A 15,283-nucleotide genomic window follows, 5' to 3' on the forward strand; every position below is an offset into this window, starting at 1 on the left:
TATCACATCATCATGGCGGCTGCTACCGACAGCAGTCCGGGCGCTCCCACTTTGTACCACGCAGGTTTGCCATCCGCACTTGTACGTCAACACGGCGCACCCAGTCAAGCCGGCGGTAGTCGTTATCTGCATCTACACCATAAGCTTTATACTTTGGAATTACCGATTCATCAACATATTTCCCCTCGGCAAGAACGATTACCCTGGCCTGGGCTATCCGTGCATCAAACTTCCTGCCGTCTGTTACATCGGTTGGCGTAAGCACAAGCCCCTTTCTCCTCAGTTCCTTAAACAGCGAATCCTGCTCCAGCACTTTGTACACTTCCTGATAACCGTAATAAGCACGAAGTTTCGAGAGCGTATCGTTGTCTTCTCCTACCAGCGATGCTCCCGGTTTTATCTGAACAAGCCTGGCGGGTTCGATCTGGTTGGTTGATTCGTTGTAGGTTGTTGAGATATAGGAAACTGCCGAGTCGGATATAAAGCTGCCGGTGCGGATCGGACGATAGTCCGAAAATGCCTGCATTGATATCAGCAGTTTTGCATTTGGGTTTACACTATCGGCATTCCAGAATTTACGAAGCGTGATTCCCGCACGGGTGCAAAGCGAATCGATGTTCCGGTCGATCAGCTTTGCCTTAACGCGGTACTCTTCACGGCGCCGCTCTAGTCTTGGCGAGACCGCCGTCGGATCGCTGCCACCCCAGTAGCTGTTCCGGTAGTGCAGTTCTATCCATGGCGATCCCTTAAGGTCACCACGACGCAACCGGTTCATGTGACGATGGTACCCCGCTGTTGTGTTGACCTCCCAGAATGCTGTCTGGAAGTACGGAACGTTTTCCGTGCTGTCGGGTCCCTGGAACACTTCTACGCATAAGGGGGCTATGTCGTACACGGGATCCATGAAAATGGTATCATTAATGACAACATCTTTTTCCGACACAACGATGGTAATAGGCTTTTTTGCCGACCCGGCACTGGGAATTCGCTGCTCCGATGCCGAAACAATGGTTGTATCGTACGATGCATTTTTAACAATGACATCTCGCCAGCGTTTCACCTTTGTGTGTGTAGGCGGTGGCAAACTGTCAACAAACGTCAGCGAATCGGTGACGATCACAAGTCTGCGCTGATCGGTAATTTCAATTTGATACGACTTGTTCTTATACTTTGCCGGCAGAGTTGTCTGATATACTGCAAGCGTGTCCCGGTGAGGAACAATTCTCCTGACCTTGATCGGCGGGTTCTGTATTACCGTATCCTTCATATACTGCTCTCTCCGCTTGGTATCCGGCAGTGGTGTAGCCGTAACAAATTCACCGGTATAGCCCGTAATGATTGGCAAGGTTTCCTTGCACGGTTGTGCGAAGAACGACGACTTGCCGAAGGCTGAGATTGACACTTCCTGCCCGATTCGTAACGAAGATGACGGAATCTTATATGTCCGTTTCGAACAGACAGAGTCGGCAATCATCCGGTTATCAACCTTCAGTGAGATTGCCCCCTGCTGTACCGACATATCTTTTTTCTCCCGGTTTATCAGGGTAACCGTGTATGTGATATTGCCCGGCAACGGCTTTGGAGGTTCTTGCACCGGAGGCTTCTCGATCTTTGGCGGTTCCTCCTTCACAATTTGAACCGGCGGTTCTTCGCAAAGAAGGTTAACTTTCAGCCGGTAGATGTCCAGGCCGCCAAACCCTTGGGCCTTAGCCGCTTCCGGCTTTGTGGCGCTGAACCTGTCGGATGAAAAGAACAAATCCTGTGTCTGTGATGTCTTGTGCGGGTATGGAACGAACGGAAACAGTTCGGCGAAGTCGGTATTAATTTCAGACGGAGTGTTTGAAAGCCTGGTCACCGATTTCACCGTAACGTTTTTTGCAACCCAGTCAATCTTTAACTCGGCATCGTAAATATCGTACGAGCCACCTCGGTTCGAGGCAAATAACAGGTGCGGCGTATAGTCGGCACAGAAGATAAACGGCGAGTACTCGTTGCTATCGGAGTTTATTGTTTTTGCGGGACCGAAACCTGAGAGGTTTACCGGTTTACTCCAGACGCTGTCGGTTACCGACCGGAAGCTAACCCACAGGTCAGCATTGCCTACAATTGCCCTACCGCCTGGTGTTGTATGCGTTACACCCTGGTAGGGGGCTGAGTACCCGGTGTTGCCGGAATACCTATCAGAGCTGAAGATGAGAATTTCCATGTTCCCATGTCTGGCAATCGCCGGATGCGCATCCCAGGCTTCGGAGTTTACTGCATCGAGACTGCGGACAACTCCGGCTGATGAAATTTCAAACAAGTCACTGCCGCCGTGGATACTTCCGGCAGTGTTGAGAACAGCCGACAGACGTTTGCCCGGAGCGGCCGAGACTGCAAAAACCGTAGAGCCGCGCTTTGTTGCATCAACGCCCGATGCGGTTCCGGTATTCCGAACCAGATACGGAGGCAGTGCCCATACGGTGTCGATCTTAGCAGCCGTAGTATCATCCGACGGCAGATACTCCATACCAACTACTTTAAGAACTTCCCTGCCGTCAACTTTCGACGTAAACGTCAGGGTACTGTTTCCGTGCGTCGTAGTCGTTCCCGGAGCAAAGTCATCCTGTGGTGTATTCACCGAGCGCCCTAATAAGCCGGCAGGCCGGCTTCCAAACTGGGAAGCTCCATCCTGAGGTGCAGTGTACACGGTAAAGGGTGAACACAGTACACCTATAGCTACTGCAATCAACACACCAGCATAAGTCTTATTTCGTACAATCATAACAACCGTAGCTCTCAGAGAATTTGAATGTTAAGCGTCGTATATACGGAGGAAGCGTACCCTGCCCTATCGAGGTAACCAAAACAAAGAAGCTCATCGAGTTTTCAGCCTTGTAGTAGAACCAGTCACCCTCTCGCAAAGCCACCTGGTAATATTCGATGTCGGCTGATTTTGACCATTTTACCGGAGGCAGGGGCTGTCCATGCGAGTCAGTAGGCCAGTTTGCCGGGAAGGAATAGGCTGTGGGTGCATTGTTAAGATCAGTAACAGTTATCTGATATGATGAACCTGCTACCATCGGAGTTGTGGTTCCGTATTTAACTGCCTGAGCGTCGAGGAAGGAACAGACTGAGCTTCCGGACGGTACAAAGCTGGTATCGATAAATCGTTCTATCTCGCTTGCAAACACATGGGCGTCATCGGTGTGAAGTGCTGGCAGCTGGGGCAGACGATGCATTTTCCCTTTCATTCGCACAAAGGCAGTACCACTGACAAGATCAATTGAATCAACAACAAAGTCACCAGCTATCATGGAATTCGGCGGAGCAAGAAACCGATAATTCGTTTTCAGTCCGCGAAGTGGATAGTGATATTCAGTGAACTCCCAAACCCCCTTGGAGAATCGCTCATCATTTGGAAGGCTGCCCGATGACTGATCGTGCAACGGGAAGCTGTATGTTGCAATATTGAATTCCGGGGAAGGGGCTGTCCCCAGGTACGCACTGTTAAATTCTGCTATTGTAGCTTCACGTACAATTGGGAGCGTGGTAGGAAGTATTGGTTCGGGCTCGAAACAGCAGCATGCGGTGAGGGCACAGGAAACAGCACCAGCAATCAGTAAACTAAAACGTGATTTCATCATTAATACATCACTCCTATTCGTAGTTGGAACTGACTGATGCGCCGGGTGTCAGGGACATTGCTAAAGCCTATTCTGGCATACGAGTCGCCAACGGCAATGCTGCGGTACCCCAGGTCCAGCTCAAGGTCAAGCAAACTGCTGATTGGCATGTCAAAGCCTAAACCAAACCCGAAGGTTACCGGGAATGCCCAGTTTACGCCTAACGCACCGTTCGTATTCGCATCCCGAAGTGTGGCTGTACAATCATTACAACCAGTATTTAGTGCCATCGAAGCAGCGTTTTGGGTTGCTGCGTCCACCGCTACACCCAGCTCGCCGTAGATATACGGCTTAATACACCCACCAAAGAAATCTAAAGCAGGCTCACTTCGCCGGCGCTCAAGTATTTGTTCGTTTACAATTGAGTCACGCTGCCATCGGTAAACGTCGCCCTCGGGATCATTGATCCCCGGTGCGGGAGTTCTGCGCTGGACAACAGGCGATTCATCACGCGTTGTCCGGGCACCGCTGTGTATGTGAGGTTCACTCGATTCGGACGACTGTTGATCCGGGCACCGAATTTCGACATTGTTGCTATACCGAATTACCGTACCAGCAGTGTGTACCGATGCCTGTTCCTGAATAGCATCACGTGGCACATTGTCGAAGCCTACCAGGTACAAACGCTGCGTAAGCAGTACCAGTGGCCGCAGCGATGTTGCTATACTGTCAAGCTTCCTGTTGGTTAACGTAATATCGCCGGCATTAACTGTAGAGATACCGGTTGATAATGTTAACCCTGTTACCCATTTACGATGAATACCCCACCGGTATCCTGCAAAAACATCGGCACCGGCACCAAGTTTTCCTTCCGAGACGGCCTGATTACCATCGGAAAATACCGAGCCGCGCAAAAGAGCTGCAAGGGCAACGTTGCTGTACTCACGACTGGAGCAGCTTGAACTTAGCTGCAGGCCCAGCTCGAACGGCATACAGCCACAATCCGACTCCTCGGGCGCTTCCGCACCAGCACACGGATCCCGGTTAATCGGTACCTGTCGCACGTGCGGTATTCCCTTGGTAATATGAAACGATTCAACAAGATTGATTCCGTTGTTCGAATCGGTCTGCATCCCCGGAAAGAGCGCAGGCAGAAGCTCGATGTCGCGCAGTGGTATGGCAAGGCGTCCGCTTACCGGTGTTGCGGAATACAGATCCCGGAACACCCACACGGTATCCACTACCCGGTTGTGCTCGTCCCGTACGATCATAACCTCGTCCACGATACCTCGAAGCGTTCTACCGTCACGGCTTACAGAGCCCCCTGAAAAACGCAGGTACTGGGCTGAGGCTTCTGGTTTAATACGCACTGCATCCTCGTAGTCCGGAAGGCTGACCCTTGATTCTTGCTTCTCTGGTAGCGATGCGCAGCCTGCCAACAGTAGTACAGTGATAAGTGATAGAATACCGTAAACTCTCATTGCCTACCTCCGCCAAGTGGCAGATTAAACTGCACGATACCAGATAGTACCCCCAGACCCGGTACGTCGGAGTCGCCAATAACATTATGTGCCGAATAGCGCACCGCCAGGGTTAAAAACCAGGAACAACACGGGTTGTCGTAATTAACCAAATAACCGATTTCTGCTGTTACCGGAAGGCCGACTGCCCTTTGGTCCTCCGAAGTGGAAACAACCGTCACCCCTGTTCCTACGCTTCCGTACAAGGGTACCGATGTAACCCCCCACGGGAACCATCGTAAGGCTGCCTGAACGCTGTAGGTTTCGGGATATGTTGTCGTGATCGCGGTAACGGTATCTTCAATCAGGTAGTTACCATACTGCAGCTGGATCACCGGCCAGATATTGCAGTACCGGTGTACTCCAAACAGGGCCTCACCATGCAAAGCCAGATTGCTGATGCCTGAATAATTCTGTGTTGGGTTTCCGGCGCCTAAGCCAAGACCTATGAATTCCTGTGCATGCGCAGTGTTCCACACCGCACCTAAAAGTAGGAACCCTGCCGAAATGATACCAATGTATATATTGTGAATTCTAACCCTGTATCCGTGCTTCATTGACACCCACTAATTCATGATGTACAACAATGTGAAGTCGATAACTACGACTATAATTTCAACGCCCTCTGCTCCAAATCCGTACTCGTTGTGTTGTGCTATGCCCTCTGTCACACCTACATATCTTATTTCAACAGACAACGTTAATGATAAGTGAAGACAATACAAGGATGAAAAAAGTAGTATTTGCCGCAGGAGCATATTGCTTAAATACAAAACACTAACGACCAGGCATTCAGCCATGATACCGCTGGCTGCATTGACTGTATGCCGTTTTCTGTTGGCATTAACTGTTATCTTCTTCCGCCGGTCTATCTGTGTACAATGTACGCCGACAGCTCCTGCACTATCTTGCATTCATTTAGTGTTGTTGCACCGATACCTGAAATATAGATTGACCAACATACTATTAATTCTTAATATTTTGATATTGATTTTAATTTTATTATTATTTACTTGTTGACTGTTGAATGAATTGAATGTCAGCACGGGTATATGACTCTGCTGCACAGTCTGCACGGTTTGCACAGCCTTCGCAGTTTGCACAGTTTATACACCACAACCTCCTAACCGAACGTCCAAGACTGTTGGGCTTCTATGCCCTTACCCAGCCACAGGCAAAAGCCCCTTGCCCATGGTACACACAGTGCAGCCGACACCGCATCGGCTCTGACGGCATCACCGTAACTGTCTCTGTACTATTTGGTAGAATTAACGGCCAGTTTTCACTAATTTCGCCGTCCTTTTTTTTAATCCTCCGGCATTTGGTTATGCCGGCAGACTTTTAAAAAGCACTTTATCCATCACATCCTTCATTGAACAGACACGACGTTATTGTCAGGGTTGCTGCCCCGGCCGACGCACACTACAGCTATATCATCACCAGCGAAATGGAAGCCTCGGCGGCTGCACGGGGCACCGGTATTGCAAAGCGATCACCGGAATACATTGAGAAAAAGATGCATGAAGGGAAATCCGTAATTGCCGTTACTAAGGCGGGAGTATGGGTGGGATTCTGCTATATCGAAACCTGGGGACACGGTGCTTATGTGGCCAACTCGGGACTAATCGTGGCGCCGGAGTACCGGCAAACCGGTGTGGCAAAGGCAATCAAGGAACGGGTGTTTGCCCTCTCCCGTGAGAAATATCCGGCAGCCAAGATCTTTGGTTTGACCACGGGGCTGGCGGTGATGAAAATCAACAGCGGACTGGGATATAAACCGGTTACATATTCAGAGCTAACGCAGGACGATGAGTTCTGGAATGGCTGCAGGAGCTGCGTTAACTACGATATCCTGATGAGTAAGCAACGAAAGAACTGCCTGTGTACGGCCATGCTCTTCGATCCCAATGCCAGGGTTGAACCAACCGAGACCAGGAAATTCTTTAATGAAAACCGTCTGGGCCTTGATCGCTTGCTGCGTTTTAAGCGCTGGAAGTTCCTTCAGCATCTGTTTGAGACACAGGAATAAACCGGATTATCCGGTAGGCTGTGGCTTCGTTAGATTACAACACCGGCTGTTGTTCAGCTTTTCATTCAACAGGAGAACTGATGAAGAAGAAAATTGTACTCGGGTTTAGCGGCGGCCTTGATACGTCGTACTGCGCAAAATACCTGAGTGATACCTTGGGGTACGAGGTACACAGCATAACTGTGAATACAGGTGGCTTTTCGGAAGCAGAAACCCGGCAAATTCAGGAGCATGCGTACGCTCTTGGCGTAACATCACATACCACGGTCGATGCTGTTCATGACTATTACAACAGGATTGTGCGATTCCTTGTTGCCGGTAATGTTCTCAGGAACGGAACCTATCCGCTTAGCGTATCCGCTGAACGCTTAGTGCAGGCTCTGCATATTGCAGAACACGTAACCAGGCTGAAGGCAACGGCGGTAGCACACGGCAGCACCGGCGCGGGTAACGACCAGGTCCGGTTTGACCTTGTCTTCAGAATTATGATTCCGGAAGCCGAGATCGTAACGCCAATCAGGGACTTGAATCTGCAGCGAAGTGCCGAGATTGACTACCTGAAGTCACACGCCATCGAAATGAACTACCAGAAGGCGGAATATTCAATTAACACCGGTTTATGGGGTACAAGCGTTGGCGGCAAGGAAACACTGTCATCGCTGGGCATGATCCCCGATGATGCATGGCCTACTCCCATTACATGCACCCAGCCACAAACGGTTCAGCTGGGTTTTGAAGAGGGCCATCTTACACAGATCAACGGTGTAGCATACTCGCACCCGGTAAACGCAATTCAGGCTCTTCAGAAGCTGGCTGGTCCGTACGGTATTGGCAGAGACATCCATATTGGTGATACCATTATTGGCATCAAGGGACGTGTGGCGTTCGAGGCGGCTGCACCGGTTGTAATCATTAAGGCACATCATACACTTGAGAAACACGTCCTCTCGAAAGATCAGCTCCTGCTAAAGGATCAGCTTGCAGCATGGTACGGCACCTGGCTGCACGATGGCAGAATTCTGGATCCGGTGATGCGCGATATCGAAGCGTTCCTTGTTTCTACCCAGCACTGCGTTACCGGTACAGTGCACGTTGAACTGCATCCACGCACCTTTGTCATCCTTGGAATTGAATCGCCGTTCGACCTCATGAACACGACGTTTGGTACCTATGGCGAGCAGAATACATTGTGGACTGGTGAGGATGTAAGGGGCTTTACCAGGATTATGGCAAACTCTGGAATGATACTGCAGCACATCAAAAACCAGAATAATACATAGGATTGTTTATCAACTTGTTTTACGAATTAAAGTCGTGGTTTTGGCATAATGACAACATCAACACTCAAGGCAGGAATCATCGGCGCTGCCGGCTATACTGGTGGCACTCTCCTGCGTTTGCTTCTTCAACACCCGTATGTACATGTTGCGTACGCCCACAGTACCACCTACGCAGGCATGCCCGTAACAGCCGTACATCAGGACTTGCTGGGCGAAACGGAACTTCTGTTTTCTAATAATGGTTACGGCGGTGCCGACGTGGTCTTCCTGTGCTTGCCGCACGGGAAGTCTCGAGAATTTCTAACGTCTGCAAACCTGCCTGACTCCGTTTCCATTATCGATCTATCGAACGATTTTCGATTGGCAGGGCAAAACGAATATGTCGGACGTCACTTTACGTATGGGTTGCCGGAACTAAACAGATCGGCACTGCAGAATGCTACGGCCGTGGCAAACCCCGGCTGCTTTGCTACCGCCATTGTGCTTGGACTTCTTCCACTGGCACGGGTCGGACACTTGACCAACGTATATACGACCGGGATTACCGGCTCTACCGGTGCGGGGCAACAGTTGTCGGCTACATCGCATTTCAGCTGGCGGTCGGGCAACATCCAGGCATACAAGACTCTTCGTCACCAGCACCTTCCTGAGGTCCGCGAATCATTGCAAACAGTAGCAGGATCCGGCTGCCCTGCCATCCATTTTATTCCATGGCGTGGCAACTTTACCCGTGGAATTTTCGTGAGCTCACAATTGCAGTGCGAAATGCCGTTCCACGAGATCAGTTCACTCTACGCTGACTTTTATCGCGACCATCCGTTTACCGTAGTAAGCTCCGACGCCATTCACCTAAAACAGGTGGTTAACACCAACAAGTGTGTTATTCAACTGGAACACGTTGAGTCACAGTTAGTGGTACATACGGCAATCGACAATCTTATTAAAGGTGCCTCCGGGCAGGCCGTACAAAACATGAACCTGATGTTTGGTTTGCCTGAAACTTCCGGTCTGAAACTTCTGCCTGTTGCATTGTAACCATAGCCCCTTTCCCAATGACGTATTCTCAGCACATTTTCGGATATGCATCATGACGATGTTCAACGTGTATCAGCTTGTTAACCGCAGCATCATCCGCGGCAGTGGTTCGTATGTGTGGGACGATACCGGACAGAAGTACCTTGACCTGTACGGAGGCCATGCCGTTATCAGCATCGGACATGCTCATCCGCATTGGGTACAGCGCATAACACATCAACTGCAGACGTTACCATTCTACTCAAATTCTGTGATCATTCCATTGCAGACTGAGCTTGCACACGCCCTGGGTACGATCTCCGGCAAGGAAGACTACCAGCTTTTCATGAGTAATTCAGGTGCCGAAGCAAACGAAAATGCACTGAAACTTGCCTCGTTTCATAACGGCCGGGACACCGTAATTGCATTCCGTGGATCGTTTCACGGACGCACCTCGCTTGCCGCTGCTGTTACGGACAATGCCTCAAACAGAGCTCCGGTTAATTACGCCGGTAATGTTATTGTTCTGCCATTTAACAACATTCAGGCCACTGAAGCCTGCTTCCAAAACAACCGCGATTCTATCGCTGCCGTCATCGTAGAAGGCATTCAGGGCGTAGGTGGCATTCATTCCGCTACTGCCGAATTTCTGCACAGCCTTCGTACACTCTGCACGCGCCACAATACCGTGCTCATCGCCGACGAAGTTCAGTGTGGCTTTGGCCGTACCGGTAATTTTTTTTACTTTGACCGTGTAGGTGTCACCGCTGACATCTACACCACAGCAAAGGGCATGGGAAATGGGTTTCCGGTAGCCGGTACCATTATCTCCCCCAACATCCGGCCACGGTACGGCATGCTTGGCACCACCTTTGGGGGTAATCCCCTTGCATGCACGGCTGCGCTGGCGGTGCTTGAAGTGCTTCAGGCCGAGCACCTATTGCAGAATGCAACCAATATCGGCACACGATTGCAGCAACAGCTCCGGCAAGTTCCCGATATTCAGAATGTAAGGGGCTCTGGTTTAATGATAGGGTTCGATGTTCCTGATTCACTGCGTCACCTGCGCAATACCCTTCTCACCAATCAAAAGATTTTTACCGGGTCGGCCGGCACGAATACACTTCGGCTACTTCCGGCACTGTCACTTACAATGCACGATGCCGATGACTTTATTCTCGCATTAAAAACTGAGCTCCGCAACGGCACTCATTCGGTGCCACGTAATTCAAATAATCCTGATGCAGTACAATGAAGCAATTCCTCTCGGTTCACGATTTGGTTTCTGCCCACACTCCCGATACGCAGTCGGCTATTGATACATTTATTGACAAAGCACTTGCACACAAAGAAAGTCCGTTATCACACCATGAAATCGGCAGGCATAAAAAACTTGGCTGTTTGTTCATGAACCCAAGCATGCGTACCCGTCTGAGCACACAGATTGCTGCATCAAACCTTGGAATGGACGTGATTACGATTAATGCATCGCAGGACGGCTGGGCGCTTGAGTATAACGCAGATGCAATCATGAACGGAACCACGGTAGAACATATCATGGATGCAGCCCCAATTCTTGGAGCGTATTTTGACGTGTTGGCTGTTCGCTGCTTTCCTTCGTTAACTGATAAGCAGGCAGATGATGCCGACAGCATACTGAACAGTTTTGTGCAACACTGTGGCATCCCCATTGTCAGCCTGGAAAGTGCCACACTGCACCCGCTTCAAAGTTTTGCCGATGTAATCACGATTTCGGAATCGCTCCGGCAGCATCCGTGGCCTAAGCATACGCCAAAGGTCGTCCTTTCCTGGGCGCCCCACATGAAGGCAATTCCGCACAGTGTTGCCAATAGCTTTGCGCAGTGGATGAATGCCTGGGGCAAAGCCGACTTTGTGATTACTCATCCTCCCGGATACGAGCTGAACAACCGGTTTACACAGAACGCTGTTGTTACGCATAATCAGGAAGAGGCACTGCAGAATGCTGACTTTGTTTATGTTAAAAACTGGAGTGCGTATCGTGACTATGGCAGCATTCTGAGCACTGACCCCTCGTGGATGATTACAAACACACATTTGCGGAACACCAACAATGCCAAGGTGATGCACTGTTTGCCTGTGCGCCGGAACGTAGAATTATCTGCCGAGGTGCTGGACAGCCCGTCATCCCTTACCACACTCCAGGCTGTAAACCGCGTCTGGGCAGCACAAACGGTATTGTCAGAAATCCTTACCTTAGCCAACCAATGATAAATAGCCCCGTGCCCAAGCCCCCTTCCACCAGTGCCAAGCTACCATTGACGATAGTTAAAATCGGTGGATCGGTCATTGAAGATGCTGAGCGGTTGACGAGCTTTGTTAGCTACTTTGCGAATGTGAAAGGGGCTAAGATTCTTGTACACGGCGGGGGGATATTGGCTAACCAGCTTGCCGAACAACTTGGCATTCAGCAGCAGATGGTTGACGGTAGGCGAATTACCGATGCCGAGACTCTAAAAATCGTTACCATGGTTTACGCTGGTTTCATTAACAAGACGATTGTTGCAAAACTTCAGTCAGTGCACTGCAACAGTATTGGTATTTGTGGTGCCGACGCATCGGGGATCGTGGCGCACAAACGAACCGGCACCGCAACCAACTACGGTTTTGTAGGTGATATCGACTCCGTTGATGCCGCGTTTTTTGATCGTTTGCTTTCACAGAATCTAACTCCCGTAATTGCGCCAATCACGGCTGACACAAGCGGACAGCTTCTGAACACCAATGCCGATACTGTTGCCCGTGAGGTTGCCGTTGCGCTGCGTGGTATGTACGTCACAACCCTGGTGTTTTGTTTTGACAAGCCCGGAGTGCTTCGAAACCCGGATGATGGCGCTTCCGTGATAAGCGTCCTTGACTACCACACCTATGCAAATCGAACCCGTAGCGCGAAGACTGACCCGCCCCTTTTGATTTCGGCAGGGATGATCCCCAAGCTCGACAACGGATTTCATGCGCTGAGAGATGGTGTTGCGTGTGTTCGTATCGGCAGTGCAGACAGTATGAATGATGTACTAAGCGGACATTCCGGAACAGAGCTGGTGTACTATGGACAATAACATCACACATCATGTTAGCAGTGCCATCAGCCTGCTTCAGCAGCTTATTGCTACACCCTCATTCAGTGGCAGTGAGAACGATACTGCCGAACTCATTGCAGCATATCTGGTCACCTCCGGTGTACAGGTACGCAGACACGATAACAACGTTTGGGCAGTTAACAAAAATTATAACCCGGCCAAGTCCACACTGCTCCTGAATTCACACCATGATACCGTGCAACCCAACTCCCAGTACACCATTGACCCGTTCGAACCAACAATTGCCGACGGTAAACTTTTCGGACTTGGCAGTAACGATGCCGGTGCTTCGCTAGTAGCCCTAATAGAAACATTTTTACATTTTTATCCAGCCAACAACCTCCGGTACAACCTCGTAATTGCTGCGACGGCCGAAGAAGAGATTTCCGGTAAACACGGCGTTGAATCAATTTTACCACTCATTGGTCCGATAGACTGTGCAATTGTTGGCGAGCCCACCCAAATGCAAATGGCGGTTGCCGAACGCGGTCTTATGGTGCTTGACTGTATTGCAACCGGGCGCGCTGGGCATGCAGCCCGCAATGAAGGTATCAATGCAATTTCCCTGGCAGTGCGCGATATTCAGTGGTTTCATTCATACGCCTTCCCCAAGGTATCGGACCTCCTTGGCCCGGTACGAATGACGGCCACCATCATTAACACTCCGAACACCACCCACAATATCATTCCGGACACCTGCAATTATGTAGTGGATATCCGCGCCAACGAATTGCACAGTTTTGAGGAAATCCTTACAACAATCCGCTCATCGGTGCAAAGCACCATTTCTCCGCGCAGTACACGCCTCCGGTCAACCATCATTTCTGCTGACCACCCGCTTGTTTGTGCTGGACAGGCAATCGGGCGTACCGCTTATGGATCACCAACAACATCTGACAAAGCACTGCTGCCGTGTCCGGCACTCAAGATTGGACCCGGTGACTCAGCACGAAGTCATACCGCCAACGAATTTGTATTTACTGACGAAATTGCCAGCGGCATTGAGATGTACATACGCTTATTAGAGCAACTGTTATGATCACTATCTTGTCACTGTATCAGCATTACATGGAGAGAATACCATGAAACTCTGGAAGAAAGACACTGATTCCACAACTGAAGTTGACATGTTTACTGTTGGCAATGACCGCGAATTTGACATGGATTTGGCGCAGTATGACATCCTTGGATCAATAGCCCACGTTATGATGCTGGCACATGTACACCTCATCCCGGAATCCGAAGCACAGACACTTATCACTGAGCTCCGGAAGATTTACCGGTCAGTAACATCAGGTAGTTTTTCAATCAGTCCGGAATCTGAAGATATTCACTCTGAAATTGAGCTGCTTCTAACACGCTCACTTGGTGCCATTGGAAAAAATATTCATACAGCCAGAAGCAGGAACGATCAGGTTCTTGTTGACATCAAGATGTACCTGCGCAGCAAACTTGAAGCCCTTGTGTATTGTATTCATGATCTCTTTACTCAACTTCAGCAACTCAGTGAACAGCACAAGGATGTTTTGCTGCCCGGTTACACCCACCTGCAGCTTGCTATGCCATCATCGTTTGGCTTATGGTTTGGCGCATACGCCGAGAGTTTTACCGACGATGTTACCACACTTGTTGCGGCATATAATGTATGCAACCGTAATCCATTAGGCTCAGCTGCCGGCTACGGATCATCATTCCCGATTAACCGTACACTAACTACCGAACTCCTTGGTTTCGAAGGCATGAACACTAACGTAGTGTACGCACAGATGAGCAGGGGAAAAACTGAACGCATTGTGGCGATGGCCTTGGCAAATGTTGCCGACACGCTGGCAAAGCTGAGTATGGATGTTTGTCTGTTCATGAGTCAGAATTATGGTTTTGTGAGTTTCCCTGCCCATCTAACCACTGGTTCCAGCATTATGCCTCACAAAAAGAATCCTGATGTCTTCGAGCTGATACGTGCACGGTGTAACCGGATAAAAAGTCTGCCCAACGAAATCATGATGATGACAACCAACCTCCCGTCAGGCTATCACCGTGACTTGCAGCTTATTAAGGAACACGTATTCCCTGCCTTTACTCAGCTAACTGACTGTTTGAGCATGGCAAAGCTGATGTTTACGCATATCACCGTTACGCCGCCCAACCTTTCCAGTCCACTCTACCATCACCTGTTTAGTGTAGAAGAAGTGCACAAACTCGTTGGCCAGGGTGTCACCTTCAGAGATGCCTACGTGCAGGTTGGCAGAGACATTGAGAGCGGCGAGTACGCACCCCCGTCAACCGTCAACCATACCCACGAAGGCAGTATCGGCAACCTTGGAACAGCAGCTATACGGCAGCACATGGACACCCTTCTCCACTCCTTCCCCTTTGACACAGTCAGCCAGGCACTCAATACACTGATTACTCCGGAGTAAGAGCCTCCGATTCATGGTATTGTTTGTGATGTTTCGTATGGGCGAGCACACGCGGCAGGCATTGTGTTCAACGTTGATTCGTGCGGGCGTGTTTCCCGCCCCTACGGTTTTGTGTGTTGTTGGGTGTGTTTCGTGCGGGTGACTACGTGGAGTTGCCCCTACGGCCCCACCCCCCGACCCCCTCCCCAAACCCCTTCGGGCTTTAGGGAGGGGGAGCCAGATTTATCAGATGTATGCAACGTACTGGACGTCGGGACGCACGGCCGTGCGCCCGAAATAAACAGACACATCTGTTC

Annotated in this window: 13 protein-coding genes; 9 read left to right on the forward strand and 4 right to left on the reverse strand. The window is 50.1% G+C overall.

The features are described 5' to 3' along the window. Positions 1-22 precede the first annotated feature (22 nt). Genes HRU79_02150 through HRU79_02165 form a run of 4 tightly spaced genes read right to left on the reverse strand, consistent with a single transcriptional unit; the run spans position 23 to position 5,682 of the window. Positions 23-2,764 carry a hypothetical protein gene (locus HRU79_02150; GenBank protein ID QOJ25513.1) on the reverse strand — a complete coding sequence of 914 codons (2,742 nt, stop codon included), beginning with the start codon at positions 2,762-2,764 and terminating at the stop codon, positions 23-25. Continuing rightward, positions 2,748-3,626: a hypothetical protein gene (locus HRU79_02155; protein QOJ25514.1), complete on the reverse strand. Its 879-nt coding sequence runs from the start codon at positions 3,624-3,626 to the stop codon at positions 2,748-2,750. The genes HRU79_02150 and HRU79_02155 overlap by 17 nt, the downstream gene beginning before the upstream one ends. Then, a complete protein-coding gene (locus tag HRU79_02160; protein ID QOJ25515.1) occupies positions 3,626-5,086 on the reverse strand; it encodes a hypothetical protein in 1,461 nt (486 codons plus the stop codon). The genes HRU79_02155 and HRU79_02160 overlap by 1 nt, the downstream gene beginning before the upstream one ends. Next, a complete protein-coding gene (locus HRU79_02165) occupies positions 5,083-5,682 on the reverse strand; it encodes a hypothetical protein (GenBank protein ID QOJ25516.1) in 600 nt (199 codons plus the stop codon). The genes HRU79_02160 and HRU79_02165 overlap by 4 nt, the downstream gene beginning before the upstream one ends. Positions 5,683-6,161: 479 nt before the next feature. Between HRU79_02165 and HRU79_02170 the strand changes: the two genes are divergently transcribed. The 9 genes from HRU79_02170 (at position 6,162) to argH (ending at position 14,987) form a co-directional block, all read left to right on the forward strand. Next, positions 6,162-6,470, forward strand: coding sequence for a hypothetical protein (locus HRU79_02170; protein QOJ25517.1), 309 nt, complete (start codon positions 6,162-6,164; stop codon positions 6,468-6,470). Between the two features lie 27 nt (positions 6,471-6,497). Beyond that, positions 6,498-7,154: a GNAT family N-acetyltransferase gene (locus HRU79_02175; GenBank protein ID QOJ25518.1), complete on the forward strand. Its 657-nt coding sequence runs from the start codon at positions 6,498-6,500 to the stop codon at positions 7,152-7,154. An 80-nt stretch (positions 7,155-7,234) separates the two neighbouring features. Beyond that, positions 7,235-8,434: an argininosuccinate synthase gene (locus HRU79_02180; GenBank protein ID QOJ25519.1), complete on the forward strand. Its 1,200-nt coding sequence runs from the start codon at positions 7,235-7,237 to the stop codon at positions 8,432-8,434. A 48-nt stretch (positions 8,435-8,482) separates the two neighbouring features. Beyond that, positions 8,483-9,469, forward strand: a complete 987-nt coding sequence (locus HRU79_02185; GenBank protein ID QOJ25520.1) for an N-acetyl-gamma-glutamyl-phosphate reductase — start codon at positions 8,483-8,485, stop codon at positions 9,467-9,469. 52 nt (positions 9,470-9,521) lie between these two features. Further along, positions 9,522-10,703, forward strand: a complete 1,182-nt coding sequence (locus tag HRU79_02190; GenBank protein ID QOJ25521.1) for an aspartate aminotransferase family protein — start codon at positions 9,522-9,524, stop codon at positions 10,701-10,703. Further along, a complete protein-coding gene (locus HRU79_02195) occupies positions 10,700-11,698 on the forward strand; it encodes an acetylornithine carbamoyltransferase (protein ID QOJ25522.1) in 999 nt (332 codons plus the stop codon). The genes HRU79_02190 and HRU79_02195 overlap by 4 nt, the downstream gene beginning before the upstream one ends. Continuing rightward, positions 11,695-12,546: an acetylglutamate kinase gene (gene argB, locus HRU79_02200; GenBank protein ID QOJ25523.1), complete on the forward strand. Its 852-nt coding sequence runs from the start codon at positions 11,695-11,697 to the stop codon at positions 12,544-12,546. Before HRU79_02195 ends, argB begins: the two co-directional genes overlap by 4 nt. Then, positions 12,536-13,606, forward strand: a complete 1,071-nt coding sequence (locus HRU79_02205; GenBank protein QOJ25524.1) for a M20 family metallo-hydrolase — start codon at positions 12,536-12,538, stop codon at positions 13,604-13,606. The genes argB and HRU79_02205 overlap by 11 nt, the downstream gene beginning before the upstream one ends. A gap of 43 nt (positions 13,607-13,649) precedes the next feature. After that, positions 13,650-14,987 (forward strand): argininosuccinate lyase, encoded by a 1,338-nt coding sequence (argH, locus tag HRU79_02210; protein QOJ25525.1) that lies wholly within the window; start codon positions 13,650-13,652, stop codon positions 14,985-14,987. Positions 14,988-15,283 lie beyond the last annotated feature (296 nt).

The organism is Ignavibacteria bacterium (assembly GCA_015709655.1).
In the GTDB taxonomy this organism is placed as follows: domain Bacteria; phylum Bacteroidota; class Ignavibacteria; order Kapaibacteriales; family Kapaibacteriaceae; genus OLB6.